Origin of the sequence: Pseudomonas sp. Pseusp3, assembly GCF_047304225.1 — a bacterium.
Classification (GTDB): Bacteria; Pseudomonadota; Gammaproteobacteria; order Pseudomonadales; family Pseudomonadaceae; genus Aquipseudomonas; species Aquipseudomonas fluorescens_CD.
Map to the genome: position 1 here is coordinate 105,861 of NZ_JBGLYV010000002.1, position 14,949 is coordinate 120,809.

The 14,949-nt window shown below is 58.7% G+C and carries 15 protein-coding genes and 1 pseudogene; 8 read left to right on the forward strand and 8 right to left on the reverse strand.

The genetic code is table 11. The annotated features are described in order from the left end of the window. Positions 1 to 63: 63 nt before the first annotated feature. The 4 genes from ACCD00_RS01415 to argH all read right to left on the reverse strand — a co-directional run bounded on the left by ACCD00_RS01415 (position 64) and on the right by argH (position 4,185). On the reverse strand, positions 64 to 888 hold the full coding sequence (locus tag ACCD00_RS01415) for an ABC transporter substrate-binding protein (RefSeq protein WP_413421283.1): 825 nt from the start codon (positions 886 to 888) through the stop codon (positions 64 to 66). A gap of 53 nt (positions 889 to 941) precedes the next feature. Continuing rightward, on the reverse strand, positions 942 to 1,706 hold the full coding sequence (locus tag ACCD00_RS01420) for an amino acid ABC transporter ATP-binding protein (RefSeq protein WP_413421285.1): 765 nt from the start codon (positions 1,704 to 1,706) through the stop codon (positions 942 to 944). A 10-nt stretch (positions 1,707 to 1,716) separates the two neighbouring features. After that, positions 1,717 to 2,595, reverse strand: a complete 879-nt coding sequence (locus ACCD00_RS01425; RefSeq protein WP_057396441.1) for an amino acid ABC transporter permease — start codon at positions 2,593 to 2,595, stop codon at positions 1,717 to 1,719. A gap of 162 nt (positions 2,596 to 2,757) precedes the next feature. Beyond that, positions 2,758 to 4,185 carry an argininosuccinate lyase gene (gene argH, locus ACCD00_RS01430; RefSeq protein WP_413421287.1) on the reverse strand — a complete coding sequence of 476 codons (1,428 nt, stop codon included), beginning with the start codon at positions 4,183 to 4,185 and terminating at the stop codon, positions 2,758 to 2,760. Between the two features lie 296 nt (positions 4,186 to 4,481). Here argH and ACCD00_RS01435 point away from each other — a divergent pair, with 296 nt between their 5' ends. Next, entirely contained in the window at positions 4,482 to 5,447 is a 966-nt protein-coding gene (locus tag ACCD00_RS01435) for a LysR family transcriptional regulator (RefSeq protein ID WP_413421289.1), read from the forward strand. A 4-nt stretch (positions 5,448 to 5,451) separates the two neighbouring features. Here ACCD00_RS01435 and ACCD00_RS01440 read toward each other — a convergent pair whose 3' ends face one another. After that, positions 5,452 to 5,727, reverse strand: a complete 276-nt coding sequence (locus tag ACCD00_RS01440) for a hypothetical protein (RefSeq protein ID WP_413421291.1) — start codon at positions 5,725 to 5,727, stop codon at positions 5,452 to 5,454. Positions 5,728 to 5,777: 50 nt separating this feature from the next. Further along, positions 5,778 to 6,134: a hypothetical protein gene (locus ACCD00_RS01445; protein ID WP_413421293.1), complete on the reverse strand. Its 357-nt coding sequence runs from the start codon at positions 6,132 to 6,134 to the stop codon at positions 5,778 to 5,780. Positions 6,135 to 6,406: 272 nt separating this feature from the next. Here ACCD00_RS01445 and ACCD00_RS01450 point away from each other — a divergent pair, with 272 nt between their 5' ends. The 4 genes and pseudogenes from ACCD00_RS01450 to ACCD00_RS01465 all read left to right on the forward strand — a co-directional run bounded on the left by ACCD00_RS01450 (position 6,407) and on the right by ACCD00_RS01465 (position 8,446). Next, positions 6,407 to 6,724 (forward strand): hypothetical protein, encoded by a 318-nt coding sequence (locus tag ACCD00_RS01450; RefSeq protein WP_413421295.1) that lies wholly within the window; start codon positions 6,407 to 6,409, stop codon positions 6,722 to 6,724. Between the two features lie 576 nt (positions 6,725 to 7,300). Further along, positions 7,301 to 7,483: pseudogene (locus ACCD00_RS01455) on the forward strand (hypothetical protein); the annotation flags it as partial. 76 nt (positions 7,484 to 7,559) lie between these two features. Beyond that, positions 7,560 to 8,336 (forward strand): metallophosphoesterase, encoded by a 777-nt coding sequence (locus ACCD00_RS01460; RefSeq protein ID WP_413421297.1) that lies wholly within the window; start codon positions 7,560 to 7,562, stop codon positions 8,334 to 8,336. Next, positions 8,252 to 8,446: a hypothetical protein gene (locus tag ACCD00_RS01465; RefSeq protein ID WP_413421299.1), complete on the forward strand. Its 195-nt coding sequence runs from the start codon at positions 8,252 to 8,254 to the stop codon at positions 8,444 to 8,446. The genes ACCD00_RS01460 and ACCD00_RS01465 overlap by 85 nt, the downstream gene beginning before the upstream one ends. A 286-nt stretch (positions 8,447 to 8,732) precedes the next feature. On the opposite strand, the gene ACCD00_RS01470 is transcribed toward ACCD00_RS01465, so the two are convergent. After that, positions 8,733 to 9,848: a Gfo/Idh/MocA family protein gene (locus tag ACCD00_RS01470; protein ID WP_413421301.1), complete on the reverse strand. Its 1,116-nt coding sequence runs from the start codon at positions 9,846 to 9,848 to the stop codon at positions 8,733 to 8,735. A 146-nt stretch (positions 9,849 to 9,994) separates the two neighbouring features. Beyond that, a complete protein-coding gene (locus tag ACCD00_RS01475; RefSeq protein ID WP_413421303.1) occupies positions 9,995 to 10,915 on the reverse strand; it encodes a MurR/RpiR family transcriptional regulator in 921 nt (306 codons plus the stop codon). Positions 10,916 to 11,236: 321 nt separating this feature from the next. On the opposite strand from ACCD00_RS01475, the gene ACCD00_RS01480 reads away from it, so the two are divergent. From ACCD00_RS01480 to iolB, 3 genes are all read left to right on the forward strand, one after another. Beyond that, a complete protein-coding gene (locus ACCD00_RS01480; RefSeq protein ID WP_413421305.1) occupies positions 11,237 to 13,174 on the forward strand; it encodes a bifunctional 5-dehydro-2-deoxygluconokinase/5-dehydro-2-deoxyphosphogluconate aldolase in 1,938 nt (645 codons plus the stop codon). Positions 13,175 to 13,249: 75 nt separating this feature from the next. After that, entirely contained in the window at positions 13,250 to 14,143 is an 894-nt protein-coding gene (gene iolE, locus ACCD00_RS01485; RefSeq protein WP_413421307.1) for a myo-inosose-2 dehydratase, read from the forward strand. Then, positions 14,140 to 14,949 (forward strand): 5-deoxy-glucuronate isomerase, encoded by an 810-nt coding sequence (iolB, locus tag ACCD00_RS01490; protein WP_413421309.1) that lies wholly within the window; start codon positions 14,140 to 14,142, stop codon positions 14,947 to 14,949. The genes iolE and iolB overlap by 4 nt, the downstream gene beginning before the upstream one ends.

A 14,949-nucleotide genomic window follows, 5' to 3' on the forward strand; every position in this document is an offset into this window, starting at 1 on the left:
CACAAGACCTTGTGGGAGCGCCGCACTGGCGCTCCCACAGGTATTGCATTTATCCCTGCAAACTTACTTCCCGGCGTTAACCGTCACAGTCTTGATCGCACCCAGTTCCAGGTCCCATTTCTTCAGGATCGCCTGGTAGCTGCCGTCGTCGATCATGCTCTGCAGCGCAACCTTCACCGCTTCACTGAGCTCAGGTTTTTTCTTGCTCACGCCCATCCCGGTGTACTGCTCGGAGATCGGCAGGCCCACGGTTTTGTACATATCCTTTTCCTGGGTCTTGAGGTAGGGCAGGGTTTCGCTGCCCTGCATGGCGGCGTCGATGCGGCTCTGGCGCAGTTGCGCACGGGCATCGGCCGAGCCTTCGGTGCCGATCACATTGATCGCAGGCTTGCCGGCGGCTTCACAGTTGGCCTTGCTCCACTCGGCGATTTCCGCCGGGAAGGTGGTACGGCGGCTGGTGCCGACTTTCTTGCCGCACAGGTCGACGATCTCGTTGGTGTCCTTGTTTTTCTGCAAGGTGTAGAACTGCGGACCGCTGGTGAAGTAGTCGACGAAGGTCACGCTGGCCTGACGTTCGGCGGTGTCGGTCATGCCCGACAGCACCATGTCCACTCGGTCGGTGGTCAGGGCGTTGATCATTTGTTCGAAGCCGGTTTCCTGCCATTTGATCTTCACCCCCAGACGTTCGGCCAGGGCATTGCCCAGGTCATAGTCCAGGCCGGTGAGGGTGTTGGTGGCCGGGTCCTTGAAATCCATCGGCGGGTAGTTCGGCATGATCGCTACGACGATTTCGCCCTTGGCCTTGATGCTGGCCGGCAATTCGGCAGCGAAGGTGAAGCCGGATGCCATAACGCCGGCGAGTACTGCTGGAATAACGAAGTTCTTCATGGTCGTTCTCTTATGAGTGTTGTGAGGCGGCTCTTGTTTTCCAAGCACGGCCCTTAGGTTCGAACGGCAGAAATGAAGCTTTGGGTGCGAGGGTTTTGCGGACTTATTAGTATTTCTTCGGGGCTTCCAGCCTCCACGATCTGCCCGCCGTCCATGAACACCATGCGGTTGGAAACCTCGCGAGCGAAGCCCAGCTCATGGGTGACGACGATCATGGTCATGCCGGTCTGCGCCAGATCGCGCATTACCGACAGCACCTCACCGACCAGTTCCGGGTCGAGTGCCGAAGTGGGTTCATCGAACAGCATCAGCTTGGGGCGCATGGCCAATGCACGGGCAATGGCGACGCGTTGTTGCTGACCACCCGACAGTTCGATCGGGTAGCTGTTGCGCTTGTCGGCCAGGCCGACGCGAGCGAGCAGTTCCACGGCTTCTTCGTGCGCCTCTTTGGGCGAACGCTTGAGCACCTGGCACGGCCCTTCGATGATGTTTTGCAGCACGGTCATGTGCGGGAACAGGTTGAAACGCTGGAACACCATGCCGGTGGACAGGCGCTGGCGGGCGATCTGCGTTTCGTTGAGTTCGTGCAGCTTGTTGCCGACGATCCGGTAACCCACCAGCTCGCCGTCAACCCACAGGCCGCCCTTGTCGATCTTTTCCAGCTGGTTGACGCAACGCAGCAAGGTGCTCTTGCCGGAACCGGACGGGCCGATGATGCACAGCACTTCGCCTTGCTCGACTTCGATGTTGATGTCCTTGAGTGCGTGGAACTGGTCGTAATACTTGTTCAGGCTCACGGCCTTGACGATGCTTCTCATGTCGGATTCCTCAAGAACGCTTGCCGGCGCCGCGGGCGAAACGACGCTCCAGACGGCTTTGACCGAAGGACAGGACGGTGACGGTGGCCAGGTACCAGATACCGGCGACGATCAGCAGCTCCATCACGCGGGCGTTGGCGTAGTAGATGTTCTGCGCGTTGTAGAGCAGTTCCGAGTACTGGATGACGCTCGCCAGCGAGGTCATTTTCACCATGCCGATGAACTCGTTGCCCACCGGCGGAATGATGATGCGCATGGCCTGGGGCAGGATGATCCGGCGCAGTGCCTGCAGGCGCGGCATGCCGATCGACTTGGCGGCTTCGTATTGCCCGGTGTCCACCGAGAGCAGGCCGGCGCGCACCACTTCGGCGGTGTAGGCACCCTGGTTGATGCTCAAGCCGAGCAGGGCCGCCACGAACGGCGTCATCAGGCTCACGGTGTCCATTTCGAACAGGCCGGGGATGCCGATGGTGGGGAAGATCAGCGCCAGGTTGAACCACAACAGCAGTTGCAGAATCAGTGGCGTACCGCGAAACAGCCAGGTGTAGGTCAGCGCCACATAGCGCAGGATCGGGTTGGCCGACATGCGCATGATCGCGGTGATCACCCCGAACACGATGCCCAGGGCCATCGCCAGCACCGCCATGACGATGGTGTTGAGCAAGCCCCACATGATCGCCTGGGAGGTGAGGAACTGGCCGATATACGACCATTCGATCTTGCCTTCGGCGAAGGCGCGCACCAGGCCAATGATCGCGATGACGATCACCGTGGCAAAGAAAATCCGCCCGTAGTAACGCCGCGGTACATGATCGTACTGGGTGATATCAAACTGGTTTTCCGCCAGTTTGCGCTCCGCCTGGAGTCGCTCTGCCTGTGTCTGGCTCATGGTTGTTTCTCCGTACACTTTATTCGGGTCAAACACTTATCCCTTGTAGGAGCGAGCTTGCTCGCGATGGTCGCCAACGATAACGCTGGGAACCTGACACCCCGTGGCGCTCTCAGGTCCATCGCGAGCAGGCTCGCTCCTACAGGAGTTTTGTGTTTTGGCTCAGAGGCGGAAGCCCTGATAGTTCTCGGTCCATGCTTGCTGGGCGGCGAGGGCGGTTTTCAAACGGCCGATCTGCTCGCGCACCTGTTGCGGCGCGGTGCCACCCCAGCCACTGCGGGCGGCGATGGCGGCTTCGAGGGTCAGGCTGTCGCGCACTTGCGGGGTCAGGCGTGGATCGATCTCGGCCAACAGTGTCGGCGAGGCTTCCCACAATTCGATGTCGTGTTTCTCACAAGCCTGGACCAACGCGCCGGTGATTTCGTGGGCTTCCTTGAACGGCACGCCGCGTACGGCCAGCCAGTCGGCGACTTCGGTAGCGAGGGTGAACCCCATAGGTGCCTGACGACGCAGCTCTTCGACGTTGACCTTCATGGTCGCGACCATTCCAGCCATGGCCGGCAGCACCAGCAGCAGGGTGTCGACGCTGTCGAGCACGCCGTTCTTGTCTTCGCTCAAGTCGCGGTTGTAGGACAGCGGCAGGGATTTGAGGGTGGACAACAGGCCGGTCAGGTTGCCGATCAGGCGACCCGCCTTGCCCCGCGCCAGTTCGGCGATGTCCGGGTTCTTTTTCTGCGGCATGATCGAGCTGCCGGTGGCGTAGGCGTCGTCCAGCGCGACCCAGCGGAATTGCCGCGACGACCACAGGCAGAACTCTTCGGCGAGGCGCGAGATGTTGATGCCGAGCATGCTGGCGATGAACAGGAACTCGGCGACGTGATCGCGGCTGGCCACGGCGTCGATGGAGTTTTCGCAAACACCGCTGTAACCCATTTCTTTCGCCGATTGCTGCGGCAGGCGAGCGATGGCAGACCCGGCCATCGCGGCTGCGCCAAGTGGCGATAGCGAGGTGCGAGCGTCCCAGTCCACCAGGCGCTGCACGTCACGCAGCATCGATTGCGAATGAGCCAGCAGGTGATGAGCAAACACGATCGGTTGTGCCTGCTGCAGGTGGGTGAAGCCGGGGCAGATGGTTTCAATGTGTTGTTCGGCCTGAGCCACCAGCGCCTGTTGCAAGGCCAGCACTTCGGCGGCCAGGGTGCGTACGTGATCGCGCAGAAACAGACGCAGGTCGTTGGCGGTCTGGTCGTTGCGCGAACGACCGGCGCGCAGCTTGCCACCGAGGGCGCCAAGGCGTTCGGTCAGCAGACGCTCGATGAAGGTGTGGACGTCTTCGTCGTCCAGGGTCGGGGCGATGCTGCCGGCGCGAAAGTCAGCGCCGATACGTTCCAGGGCGTCGAGCATGGTCCGGGTTTCTTGCTCGCTCAGCAGTCCGGCGCGCTGCAGTTCCCGGGCATGGGCCTTGGAGCCGGCGAGGTCGTACGGGGTGAGCCGGAAGTAGCGCTCAGGGCAACGGGACAGGGCCGCCAAGGCTTCGGACGGGCCGCTTTTGAAGCGAGCACCCCAGAGACGGTCGGTGGTTTGAGACATTGTTGTTTTCCTCGTCGGTAACGCGAACTGAAATGGGGATGCCGGGCCGCAACGTCGCTACAAAGTCAGCGAGCGAAATCAGGCCAGGGCAGTTTTCAAGAGGGCAGTTGCAAAGGAGCGAGAACTGATCGAAGTGTCAGCTTTTAATATTTTGAGATCAGTGGTTTGGCACTGATGTTCGGGATTTATTGGCGGTTGCCAAGCCTGGTTTTCTGTGTTCATTATTTATTAGGCCAGCTATGTTTTTGTTGTTGGGCACAGATTGTTGAATAGGGCGCCAGAGGTAAATAAGCATTATGGAAACCCCACTTTCCAATTCCGGAAACCCGCCGCCGAAAACCCTGCAACGGGCACCGTTAGCCCTCAGCGGGCTGGACTTCAAATTGCTCAAAGTGTTCAAGGCTGTGGTCGAGGCTGGAGGCTTCAGTGCCGCGCAAAATGAGCTGAATGTGGGGCTGGCAGCCATCAGCAAACAAATTTCCGACCTGGAAATCCGTATCGGCATGCGCCTTTGCACGCGAGGGCGAGAGGGCTTTCACCTGACGGAAGAAGGGCGTCTGGTGTATCAGGCGTCAATAGACTTATTTGCTTCGGTCGACAACTTTCGTGACCGCCTTAGTTCGGCGCAAAACGAACTTGTCGGTGATCTTGGTGTGGGGGTTATTGATAACACCATCTCTGACGCCAATTCGCCGTTAGTTGCCGCGCTTAGACGTATAAACGAACAGTCTCCCAAGGTTAGATTTCAACTTCAGGCAACGCAGCTTGATGAGGTTGAAAGAGGTGTCGTCGAGGGGCGGTTAGTTGCGGGGGTTGTGCCGGTTTATCAAAAGCGCGAGGAGTTCGATTACTACGCGCTATACGAAGAACGCTCGGAGGTTTATTGCGCGCTCGGCCACCCGCTGTTCTCCATGGCGGACGCGGACATGGGTAGTAATGTGCTCAAGGATTACGAATGCATCAACCATCGCTACGCGATTCATCGCGACAAATTGAAATTTGCCCACTACGACAGCTTTTCCGCCTCGGCAACCCAGGTGGAGGCCGTTGCGCTGCTGATCAAGACTGGTCGTTTCCTGGGTTTCCTGCCCCAGCATTACGCCGCGCCGATGGTGGCGCGGGGAGAGTTTCGCGCGGTGCGCCCGGACCTGATCAACATCGTCACGCCGTTCAGTCTGATCCTGCGCCATAACACTGTGCGCAGCCCCTTGGTGAAGGCATTTGCCCAGGCGCTGGGCGTGGATTTAAAAGCCTCGGTTTGATTGTTCACCACGTTGAACACCAACTAACGAACACTGGCGGCCAATGGGGATGACTGGGCCGGGCATAAGGTTTCAGAATGTGCAGCAACACGAAATCGTCTTTATCGAAACGTTCGCTCAATACTGCTTGTAGAGTTCCCAATGCCGTGCCGTGAAGAGCGTGATATTCGCCTGGATCCATCATCACACAAGCAGGCGCCGCAACACTTTTCAGTCTCGGGATCGACTCGGCGCCCGGTTCGACCGGCAGCGACTGGATCAAAACAGTTTCTTCAGACATGACTTCGCCCTTGCCGTGTTAGCGGCTGACTTTGAAGGGGGGGAGTGGTGTTACTTGAGGGGCGAGGCAGAGATTTTGGAGTAAGTGTCGATATCAGTTGTAGCAAGAAGGGAGCGGCCATCCTTGAATTTTGCGTAGAAGGTTATTTCCCTTTCTTTATCACATAGCAACCAGCCCGCAACCAGTCCAATCGGCCCTAAAAGCAATGCTCCAGCCAGGCTCCATCGAATGACGCTTCCTTTCTTGTTTACGACCTCTTCGGTTGCTGTTTCCAGGGCTTCCAGTTTTGAAATGGATATCGTTAATTCGCGAGAAGGTTTTAATGCGGATTTTAGAGTGAACCGTCCAGATTGAAAATCGGCATCACCTGCCAGAAAGTCACCGGATATCACTGTAATTTTAGACATGGTGTTTCTCTTCTGATCAGGTTTAGCCGGCTGATAACTGAGCTCCCAAGGCCCCTGTCAGTCAATCGACTTGCGACAAAAGGTGAGGCCGATGATCACTCCATCGATACCAGATCATGGGCATTCACAGCCGGTGAAATCGAAACCTTCGCAGGGCGGTCCGAACGGCAGAACCTCTTTGCCTTGGGCTAGCGCCACCGGGCTGGCGTGATTCGAGTTTTTGGGCTATTGCTTGATGGCCCTTCATGAGTCCGGAAGACAGGGGACTACTAATGAAAACGCTGATAGTTGATCACTCTTGGAGCAAAATCATCGAGCGAGATGAGTTCGCCAAGGTCGCGCTGGCGGCAAAGATTGAGCAGATCGAAGAAATCGAAGCTGCCATTCGAGCGGTTGAAGGTGAAGAGGCAGCCCGTAATGTTCTAAATGATGGCTTGATAAAGCATGCATTAACGCGCTGCCTGGAGAACTTGCAGGGATCTGCATCCGTAACGGAGCAGGACTTCTGGGTCTGTTACGAGTTCGCGACAACCGCTGCGCAGAATGCAGAGCGAACCATTGACGAAGAACTTTCGCACATAGGGTCGTGATCGTATCTGCGAATGCACGCCTGGATGACATTGGAAACGGGCATGGGAACGGTGTCAGGGGGAAAGCTACTTGAGCATCAAACCTGCGGGTGGCGGCTCCCTGGCCCATAGTCACCAACATCTCAAGCGATGGATGTAATGGCTTGAATATCGAGAGGTGCGCCGTGAAGATGAACGCTTTCATGGGTACTGTTAGCACCACTGAATGCACGACCCGGAACTTGCAGCTCAGTCGAGGTAACTGATTGCAGGAATGACCGTTCAGGACGCGAAGTGCTCGTCACCCGGGTCCCTGCGCAGCTCCCGCAAACTTTCATTTCGAAACATCCGCACCACATTTCCTTCTCGTCGTACTCGATCCGCTTCTATGCAGCGTTCGCCGATCGTTCCTGTCCACTCTTGGCCATGGCCTGCCTCTTCAATTCCGTGGGCCGGTAGACCCAGCCATGTCTGTCGTCGGTGCTGGCGCAACGTGGTTGCTGCTGAGCAGCGCCCGGCAGGACTGCTCGATCCGTACCCGCATGTTGTCGGGCTTGCGTTTGCTCATAGTGAACTGGAAGTGAAGAGGGCGGCGCAATGACTGGTAAAATCAGCGTTAACAGCCAAGCCAGGCTCGCTGAGGCTATCACGAGGCTGAACACCATGTTCCGGGATAAGAAGTACGCTGTGGTCTCTCTGCGTCCGGGCAAGGACCATATCCTCGACCAGAATGCCCTCTGGTTTGCCCTTTACCAGCGTGTTGCCAAGATGACGCAGATCAATACACGGACCGCATCGTGGCTGATTTCACTGCGCGCGGTGTGGTGTTCACCGATCTGCTGGGCGAGGTGGCGGCATGAACCGGATTGATCGCTTCAAAATCAACGAAATCGGCCGGGACTTTGCGGTTGGTGATATCCATGGTTGCTTCTCCAGGTTGCAAGCCGCCTTGGATGCAGTTCAGTTCAATCCTGATGTTGACCGGCTTTTCAGCGTCGGCGATCTCGTGGATCGCGGGCCGGAGTCGGAGCAGGTTGACTCTTGGCTGGGCAAGCCATGGTTTCACGCCGTGCGCGGAAATCATGAGCAGATGGCAGTAGATGCCTACCGTGCAGACCCTGAAGGTCGCATGAAGGTAATGCACCTCATCAACGGTGGTTCTTGGCTTTATGCGCGCTCGTCTGTTGAGCAAGCTTGGTATTCCGAGCTGTTGGCCGACTTGCCACTGGTGATCGAAGTGTGGACGCCAGCGGGCCTTATCGGGATCGTCCACGCCGACTGCCCCTATGACCACTGGAATGAATTCGTACAGGTGATCGAGCAGGGAAGCTCCGTGGAAGCAGCTCACGTTGCAGCGATTGCCCAATGGTCGAGGAAGCGTATTTCTGAAGAAAGCTCCCAGGTGGTTAGCGGGGTCAGGGCTGTTGTGGTTGGTCATACACCGGTGCGCCAGCCAGCAGTTCTCGGCAACGTCTACCACATCGACACCGGCGGCTGGATGGACGGCCACTTCACCCTGCTGAATCTGCATACCCTCCAGCCGTCGCTGTGCTTATCGACGCGTTCAAGCGCGCTGACCAACGAGCGTTTGACCTGGCTGCAAATGCTGACCAAGCCAGAGCCCGGGGAGTGACTTGCGAGCAGGCGTACATTTCGCTTGAGGAAAAATTGGTAGGGTGGTGGCTAATTAGTATCATTGAGGTGCTGTTATTTCAGTGGGCGCCAGACATACGCGATCCCTAACCCTTTCAATCCACTCTCCACGACGAACCACAAACCACGGCGCATCTGCCCCGTCTTCGAATATGTCGTCGCTTTTGGAGCCTGTCCCTATATAGCGATATTGTGGTTTTGAACTGGCCTAATGATTTTGGACGCTTCATTCGGGCGTTATGCTTGCGAGGGCAGCTGCGTCCTGATTCCCGACAATGACCTGTACAACTCCTGCAAGGGTAGAGACCAAAAGGCACACGCTGCGAGTGCACCTTTCGCATCCTGCCACTGCCATTGGCGGCAGCCTTATCGGCGATCAGATCTCGCTGATATTGACCCAACGCTGTTCCCGTGCCGCCAATCGAATCGCCGTCGCCAGTCGCTCCACTTCCAGGGCTTGCTCGAAATCAGTGCCGGCTTGTCCTTGGCCGGCCAAGGCCATGATCAACTCATGCACTTCCAGCGTTTTCAACTCGTTGTAGCCCAGTTGATGCCCCGGCGCCGGACTGAACGCGGCATATCCGGGCAGGTTCGGCCCGGCCAGTAAGCGCTGGAAACCGTCCTGGCCGACACGGCACAGGCGTAACTCATTCAAACGCTCCTGATCGAATGACAGGGTCCCTTGGGTTCCACTGATCTCGAAACTCAGGTGATTCTTGTAGCCGTGCTTGAGCCAACTGCTGCTGAAGGTGCCACGCGCACCGTTGGCGAAGCGCAGCAAGGCATGGGCCTGATCGTCGACAGCAATGCTGCGCTGTTCCTGGCTACCGGCCGTGACCGGGCGCAGGCGGTGCACAGTCTGGGAATCGGCGCACACCGCTTCGACATTACCCAGCAGATGGCGCGCCATGGCGAGCAAGTGACTGCCCAGATCCGCCAGCGCCCCGCCGGCATGTCCGGCCTCGCAGCGCCACGACCAGGGGGACGCTGGATCGGCCATGAAGTCTTCGCTGAATTCGCCTTGAAAGCTGATGATTTCGCCGAGTTCACCGCTCTGAATCAACTCGCGCGCCAGGCCGATGATCGGGTTGTGCTGGTAGTTGTAGCCGACACGGGTGACCACGCCGGCATCCTTGGCCGCCAGGTACATGGCATTGGCCTGTTCAAGGTTCACCGCCAGCGGTTTTTCGCAGTACACCGGCTTGCCAGCGGCAATTGCGGCCATGGCCATCGGGTAGTGCAGGTGGTTGGGCGTGGTAATGGCGATCAGGGTGACCTTGGGATCGTCGATTAATTGCTGCCAGTCGCCATAGGCCTGCTCAAAACCCCAGGCAGTGGCGCATGCTTGCGCACGAACGGGATCGGCGTCAGCCAGGGCAGCGAGGCGAAGCGTGAAGGGCAGTTCGAATGCCGCACTGACGTTGCGAAAGGCCAGGGCATGGGCACGCCCCATGAAACCCGTGCCGATAAGTCCGATTCCGAGTTCGCGCATGACAGGATCCTTTGAATTCTTGTTTTCAGAGATCCAACTTATAGAATAAATATTCCCTAACATCAATTTTTAGAATAAAAATTTACAGCAGATCGCTGAATCGCTGCCGGTGAGTTGTGCGGGGAGCCGTAACGCCAGTGTCTCGGTCAGTCTTCGAACCCGACCTGCTCGTGAATCTCGTCGACCTTCAACTCCAGTCGATAGGCCACGGCGATAAACAGCGCCTGGCACAGGCACAGGGTCGCGCTCAATGAACGAAACGCAAACGAGCTGCCTTCGTTAACCAGCAGCAGGGTGTTGGCGCGCTTGGCCAGGGGCGAGAGATTGCTGTCGGTGATGATCAGGGTTTTCGCCTGATTATGCTGGGCGATGCGCAGGCAGTGCTGGGTTTCCTTGCCGTACGGCGTGAAGCTGATGGCGATCACCAGGTCGTTGGTGCGCACGCTGCGCATTTGCTCGCGGTAGCTGCCGCCGAGCCCCGACACCAGGTGAATGCGCTTGTTGGTGTGTTGCAGGTTGTAGACCAGGTAATCGGCTACCGCGAACGAGCGGCGCACACCGACCACGTAGATGTTGTCGGCATTGACCACCAGGTCCACTGCCTTGTCGAAGGCCTGGTCATCGAGTTCCAGCCCCAGTCGTTCGATGCCCGACAGGGTCGCGTTGATGCACTCGCGCGCCAGATCGCCACCGCTGGCTTTCTGCGACTTGTTGGCGATCATGCTGCGAATGCGTTGCTGGTAGTTCTGCACCGGGGTGGTTTTGTGGGTATACGCCTCGCGGAACAACGCCTGCATTTCGCTGAAGCCGCTGAAGCCGAAACGTTGGGAAAACCGCACGATGGCCGACGGGTGTACTTCGCACTCGCGGGCGATGTCGCTGATGCGGTCGACCATGATCCGGTCGCTTTGCTGGCTCATGTAACTGGCGATGCGTTTGAGTTGGCGCGGCAGGCTTTCGTATTCCTGGGTGATCAGCTGCAGCAGACTCTCGGCATTGATCGGGGGGCTGGCAAGATCGCTCTCGGGCGTGCTCTCGGTCGAATCCGGCTGATCGGTGCGGGACATAGGGAATCCTTCTGGCTTGTTCTTGGCTTGTTCTTATAGCGACGATGTTTCACCGCGTCCCAGGACAATAGGTTGGCTGTGCGCAGTCTACAGGGTAGGCCCGAACAAAATCTTGAGCTTGCAGCAGTCAGCAGCTTGCTGAAACGATGCACTGCGTCTGGAACGCTTGTACTGAAGTTTATTGGAAAAAATATTCCACGTAAAAAATATTTGGAATAATTATTGATTGTTCGATCCCTGTCGTTTTAGTCTGCATCCACCAAGAGTGTTCGGCGCGGTCATCGTCCTGAACACAGGCTGATAAAAATAACAGGAGCCAGCATGGGCCAGACTCGTTTTGCCAGTGGACGTCAATTGGATCTGATTTGCCTGGGGCGCCTTGGCGTCGACCTTTATGCACAGCAGGTCGGGGCGCGGCTGGAGGATGTGAGCAGCTTCGCCAAATACCTCGGTGGATCGTCCGCCAACATCGCTTTCGGCACCGCTCGCCTGGGGCTGAAGTCAGCGATGCTGAGCCGGGTAGGGGACGACCACATGGGGCGTTTCCTGGTCGAGTCCCTGGCCCGCGAAGGCTGCGACACCAGCGCTATCAAGGTTGATCCGGAGCGCCTGACGGCGATGGTGTTGCTCGGCCTCAAGGACCGCGAAACCTTTCCTCTGGTGTTCTACCGCGAAAATTGCGCCGACATGGCGCTACGGGCCGAAGACATCAGTGAAGCCTTTATCGCCTCCAGCAAGGCCTTGCTGATCACCGGCACGCATTTCTCTACCGACGGCGTCTACAAGGCGAGCATCCAGGCACTGGACTATGCACAGAAGCATAACGTCAAACGGGTGCTGGACATCGACTACCGCCCGGTGCTCTGGGGTTTGGCTGGCAAGGCGGACGGTGAAACCCGTTTCGTCGCTGACCAGAACGTCAGTCAGCATGTGCAGAAAATCCTCCCGCGTTTCGATCTGATTGTCGGCACCGAAGAAGAGTTTCTGATTGCCGGTGGTTCCGGGGATTTGCTCACCGCGCTGCGCAATGTCCGTCGATTGAGCGACGCGACCCTGGTGGTCAAGCTCGGCCCGCAAGGCTGCACGGTGATTCATGGAGAGATCCCGGCCCGTCTTGAAGACGGTGCGATTTATCCTGGCGTGCGTGTGGAGGTGCTTAACGTGCTGGGGGCCGGCGATGCCTTCATGTCGGGCTTCCTCAGCGGTTGGCTGGAGGACGCCAGCGATGAGCGCTGCTGCCAGCTGGCCAATGCCTGCGGCGGCCTGGTGGTGTCGCGCCATGCCTGCGCCCCGGCGATGCCGACCCGCGCCGAACTGGATTACCTGTTCAACAGCCCGGTACCGATTACGCGTCCGGATCAGGACGTAACGTTGCAACGCCTGCATCAGGTCAGCGTGCCGCGCAAACAGTGGAAGCAACTGTTCATCTTTGCGTTCGACCATCGCTGGCAACTGGTGGAGTTGGCCCATAAGGGCGGCCGTGACCTCAACGCCATTAGCGAGCTCAAGCAGCTTTTTATCCGGGCCGTGGAGCGGGTCGACGCCGATTTGCAAAAGCAAGGCATCGATGCCGATGTCGGGCTGCTGGCCGATCAACGTTTCGGCCAGGATTCACTGAACGCCGCCACCGGTCGCGGCTGGTGGGTGGCGCGGCCGGTCGAGGTACAAGGCTCCCGTCCGTTGGCCTTCGAACACGGGCGTTCGATCGGCAGCAACCTGATCGCCTGGCCACAAGAGCAGATCATCAAGTGCCTGGTGCAATTTCACCCCGATGACGAACCGTTACTGCGCCTGGAACAGGAGGCGCAGATCAAGGGTTTGTATCAGGCGTCCCAGGTCAGCGGTCATGAACTGCTGCTGGAAATCATCCCGCCCAAGGATCACCCCTCGACGCACCCGGACGTGTTGTATCGCGCCCTCAAACGCCTCTACAACCTGGGCATCTACCCGGCGTGGTGGAAGATCGAAGCGCAAAGCGCCGAGGAGTGGAAGCAACTCGACGAACTGATTCAGGAGCGTGATCCGTACTGCCGTGGTGTGGTGTTGCTGGGCTTGAATGCCCCGGCATCAGCGTTGGCCGAAGGCTTTCAACAGGCCAGCCAGAGCCGGACATGCCGTGGGTTCGCCGTGGGCCGGACGATTTTCCAGGAGCCCAGCCGCGCGTGGCTGGCCGGTGAGATCGACGATGAGGCGCTGATTCGACAGGTGCAGGGCACCTTCGTCGAATTGATCGATGCCTGGCGTACTGCCCGCGCTTGATGGAACACCGCGCGATCCCACAGGGGTGCAGCGCCAGACTTGATGGTTAATGTAAAAACAATAAAAGGTGCAGCCATGCCCGCTATCCGAATTGGCATCAACCCGATCTCCTGGAGCAACGACGACCTGCCGTCCCTCGGTGGCGAGACGCCATTGAGCACCGCCCTGAGCGAAGGCAAGGAAATCGGTTACGAAGGTTTTGAACTCAACGGAAAATTCCCCAAGGACGCCAAGGGCGTTGGCGATGTGCTGCGACCGTATGACCTGGCGCTGGTGTCCGGCTGGTATTCCAGTCGTCTGGCCCGCCGCTCGGTGGCCGAGGAAATCGACGCCATCGGCAACCATGTCGAACTGCTGGCGAAGAACGGCGCCAAGGTGCTGGTCTATGGCGAGGTCGCGGACTCCATCCAGGGCCAGCGCATTCCCCTGGTCGAACGCCCGCGTTTTCACACCGAACAGGCCTGGCAGGAATACGCCGACAAGCTCACCGAGCTGGCGCGTTTCACCTTGTCCCAGGGCGTACGTCTGGCCTATCACCACCATATGGGCGCCTACGTCGAATCCCCGGCGGACATCGACAAACTGATGGCGTTGACCGGCAGCGAAGTCGGCCTGCTGTTCGATTCGGGCCATTGCTACATGGGCGGCGGTGAACCCTTGCAGGTGCTGCGCAAACACATCTCACGCATCTGCCATGTGCATTTCAAGGACGTGCGCAAACCGGTGGTGCAGCTGGCGCGCAACAATCTGTGGAGCTTCCCGGACTGCATCATCAACGGCACCTTCACCGTGCCGGGAGATGGCGACATCGACTTCGCTGAGCTGCTCGACGTGCTGCTGGCGGCCGATTACCACGGCTGGCTGGTGGTCGAGGCCGAGCAGGACCCGGCGGTGGCCCCAAGCTACGCCTATGCCAAAAAAGGCTTCGACACCTTGCGCGCGCTGCTCGACGAGAGGACTGCACGATGAGCCTGCTGGTCAAAAGCAATGCCCGTGGCCGGACCATGGTCGAGTTGGGCAAGGGTGAGCTTGAATACGTCGGTTTCGCCGCTTACCGCTTGAGCCTCGGCGAAACCCTGCCGGTCGCTGCCGGTGACAAGGAACTGTGCCTGGTGCTGCTCAGCGGCCAGGTCAGCATCAAGGGTGAAGCGTCGGGGCAGGGCGCGTTCGACTGGGACAACCTTGGCGATCGGCAGTCGGTGTTCGAAGACAAGTCTCCGGTCGCCGCGTACTTGCCGCCCGGCAGTCAAGCCCAGGTGGTCGCCCTGAGCGATGTGCAAATTGCCGTGTGCGCTGCGCCTGGTTCGACCACCGAAACCCTCGGCCCCCGCCTGATCAAACCTGAAACAATGAAACGCAGTGTGCGCGGCAAGGGCGCCAACACCCGTTACGTCTGCGACATCCTGCCGGACACCGAGCCGGCCCATTCGCTGCTGGTGGTGGAAGTGCGTACGCCCTCGGGGCACTCGTCGAGCTACCCGCCGCACAAGCACGACACCGACGATCTGCCGCACCAGAGCTTTCTCGAAGAAACCTATTACCACCAGATCAACCCGCCCCAGGGCTTCGTGTTCCAGCGGGTGTATACCGACGATCGCAGCATCGATCAGGCCATGGCCGTGGAAAACGGCGACCTGGTGGTCGTGCCCAAAGGCTATCACCCGGTCAGCGTGCCGTACGGCTACGCGTCGTATTACCTGAATGTGATGGCCGGTCCGAAACGCGTCTGGCAGTTCCATAACGATCCGCAGCACAGCTGGCTGCTGGATCTCTGA

Excerpts from the sequence above, each read along its gene's own strand:
- ACCD00_RS01415 (WP_413421283.1), bottom strand. The coding sequence starts at position 888 with ATGAAGAACTTCGTTATTCCAGCAGTACTCGCCGGCGTTATGGCATCC.
- ACCD00_RS01420 (WP_413421285.1), bottom strand. The coding sequence starts at position 1,706 with ATGAGAAGCATCGTCAAGGCCGTGAGCCTGAACAAGTATTACGACCAG.
- ACCD00_RS01425 (WP_057396441.1), bottom strand. The coding sequence starts at position 2,595 with ATGAGCCAGACACAGGCAGAGCGACTCCAGGCGGAGCGCAAACTGGCG.
- argH (WP_413421287.1), bottom strand. The coding sequence starts at position 4,185 with ATGTCTCAAACCACCGACCGTCTCTGGGGTGCTCGCTTCAAAAGCGGC.
- ACCD00_RS01435 (WP_413421289.1), top strand. The coding sequence starts at position 4,482 with ATGGAAACCCCACTTTCCAATTCCGGAAACCCGCCGCCGAAAACCCTG.
- ACCD00_RS01440 (WP_413421291.1), bottom strand. The coding sequence starts at position 5,727 with ATGTCTGAAGAAACTGTTTTGATCCAGTCGCTGCCGGTCGAACCGGGC.
- ACCD00_RS01445 (WP_413421293.1), bottom strand. The coding sequence starts at position 6,134 with ATGTCTAAAATTACAGTGATATCCGGTGACTTTCTGGCAGGTGATGCC.
- ACCD00_RS01450 (WP_413421295.1), top strand. The coding sequence starts at position 6,407 with ATGAAAACGCTGATAGTTGATCACTCTTGGAGCAAAATCATCGAGCGA.
- ACCD00_RS01460 (WP_413421297.1), top strand. The coding sequence starts at position 7,560 with ATGAACCGGATTGATCGCTTCAAAATCAACGAAATCGGCCGGGACTTT.
- ACCD00_RS01470 (WP_413421301.1), bottom strand. The coding sequence starts at position 9,848 with ATGCGCGAACTCGGAATCGGACTTATCGGCACGGGTTTCATGGGGCGT.
- ACCD00_RS01475 (WP_413421303.1), bottom strand. The coding sequence starts at position 10,915 with ATGTCCCGCACCGATCAGCCGGATTCGACCGAGAGCACGCCCGAGAGC.
- ACCD00_RS01480 (WP_413421305.1), top strand. The coding sequence starts at position 11,237 with ATGGGCCAGACTCGTTTTGCCAGTGGACGTCAATTGGATCTGATTTGC.
- iolE (WP_413421307.1), top strand. The coding sequence starts at position 13,250 with ATGCCCGCTATCCGAATTGGCATCAACCCGATCTCCTGGAGCAACGAC.
- iolB (WP_413421309.1), top strand. The coding sequence starts at position 14,140 with ATGAGCCTGCTGGTCAAAAGCAATGCCCGTGGCCGGACCATGGTCGAG.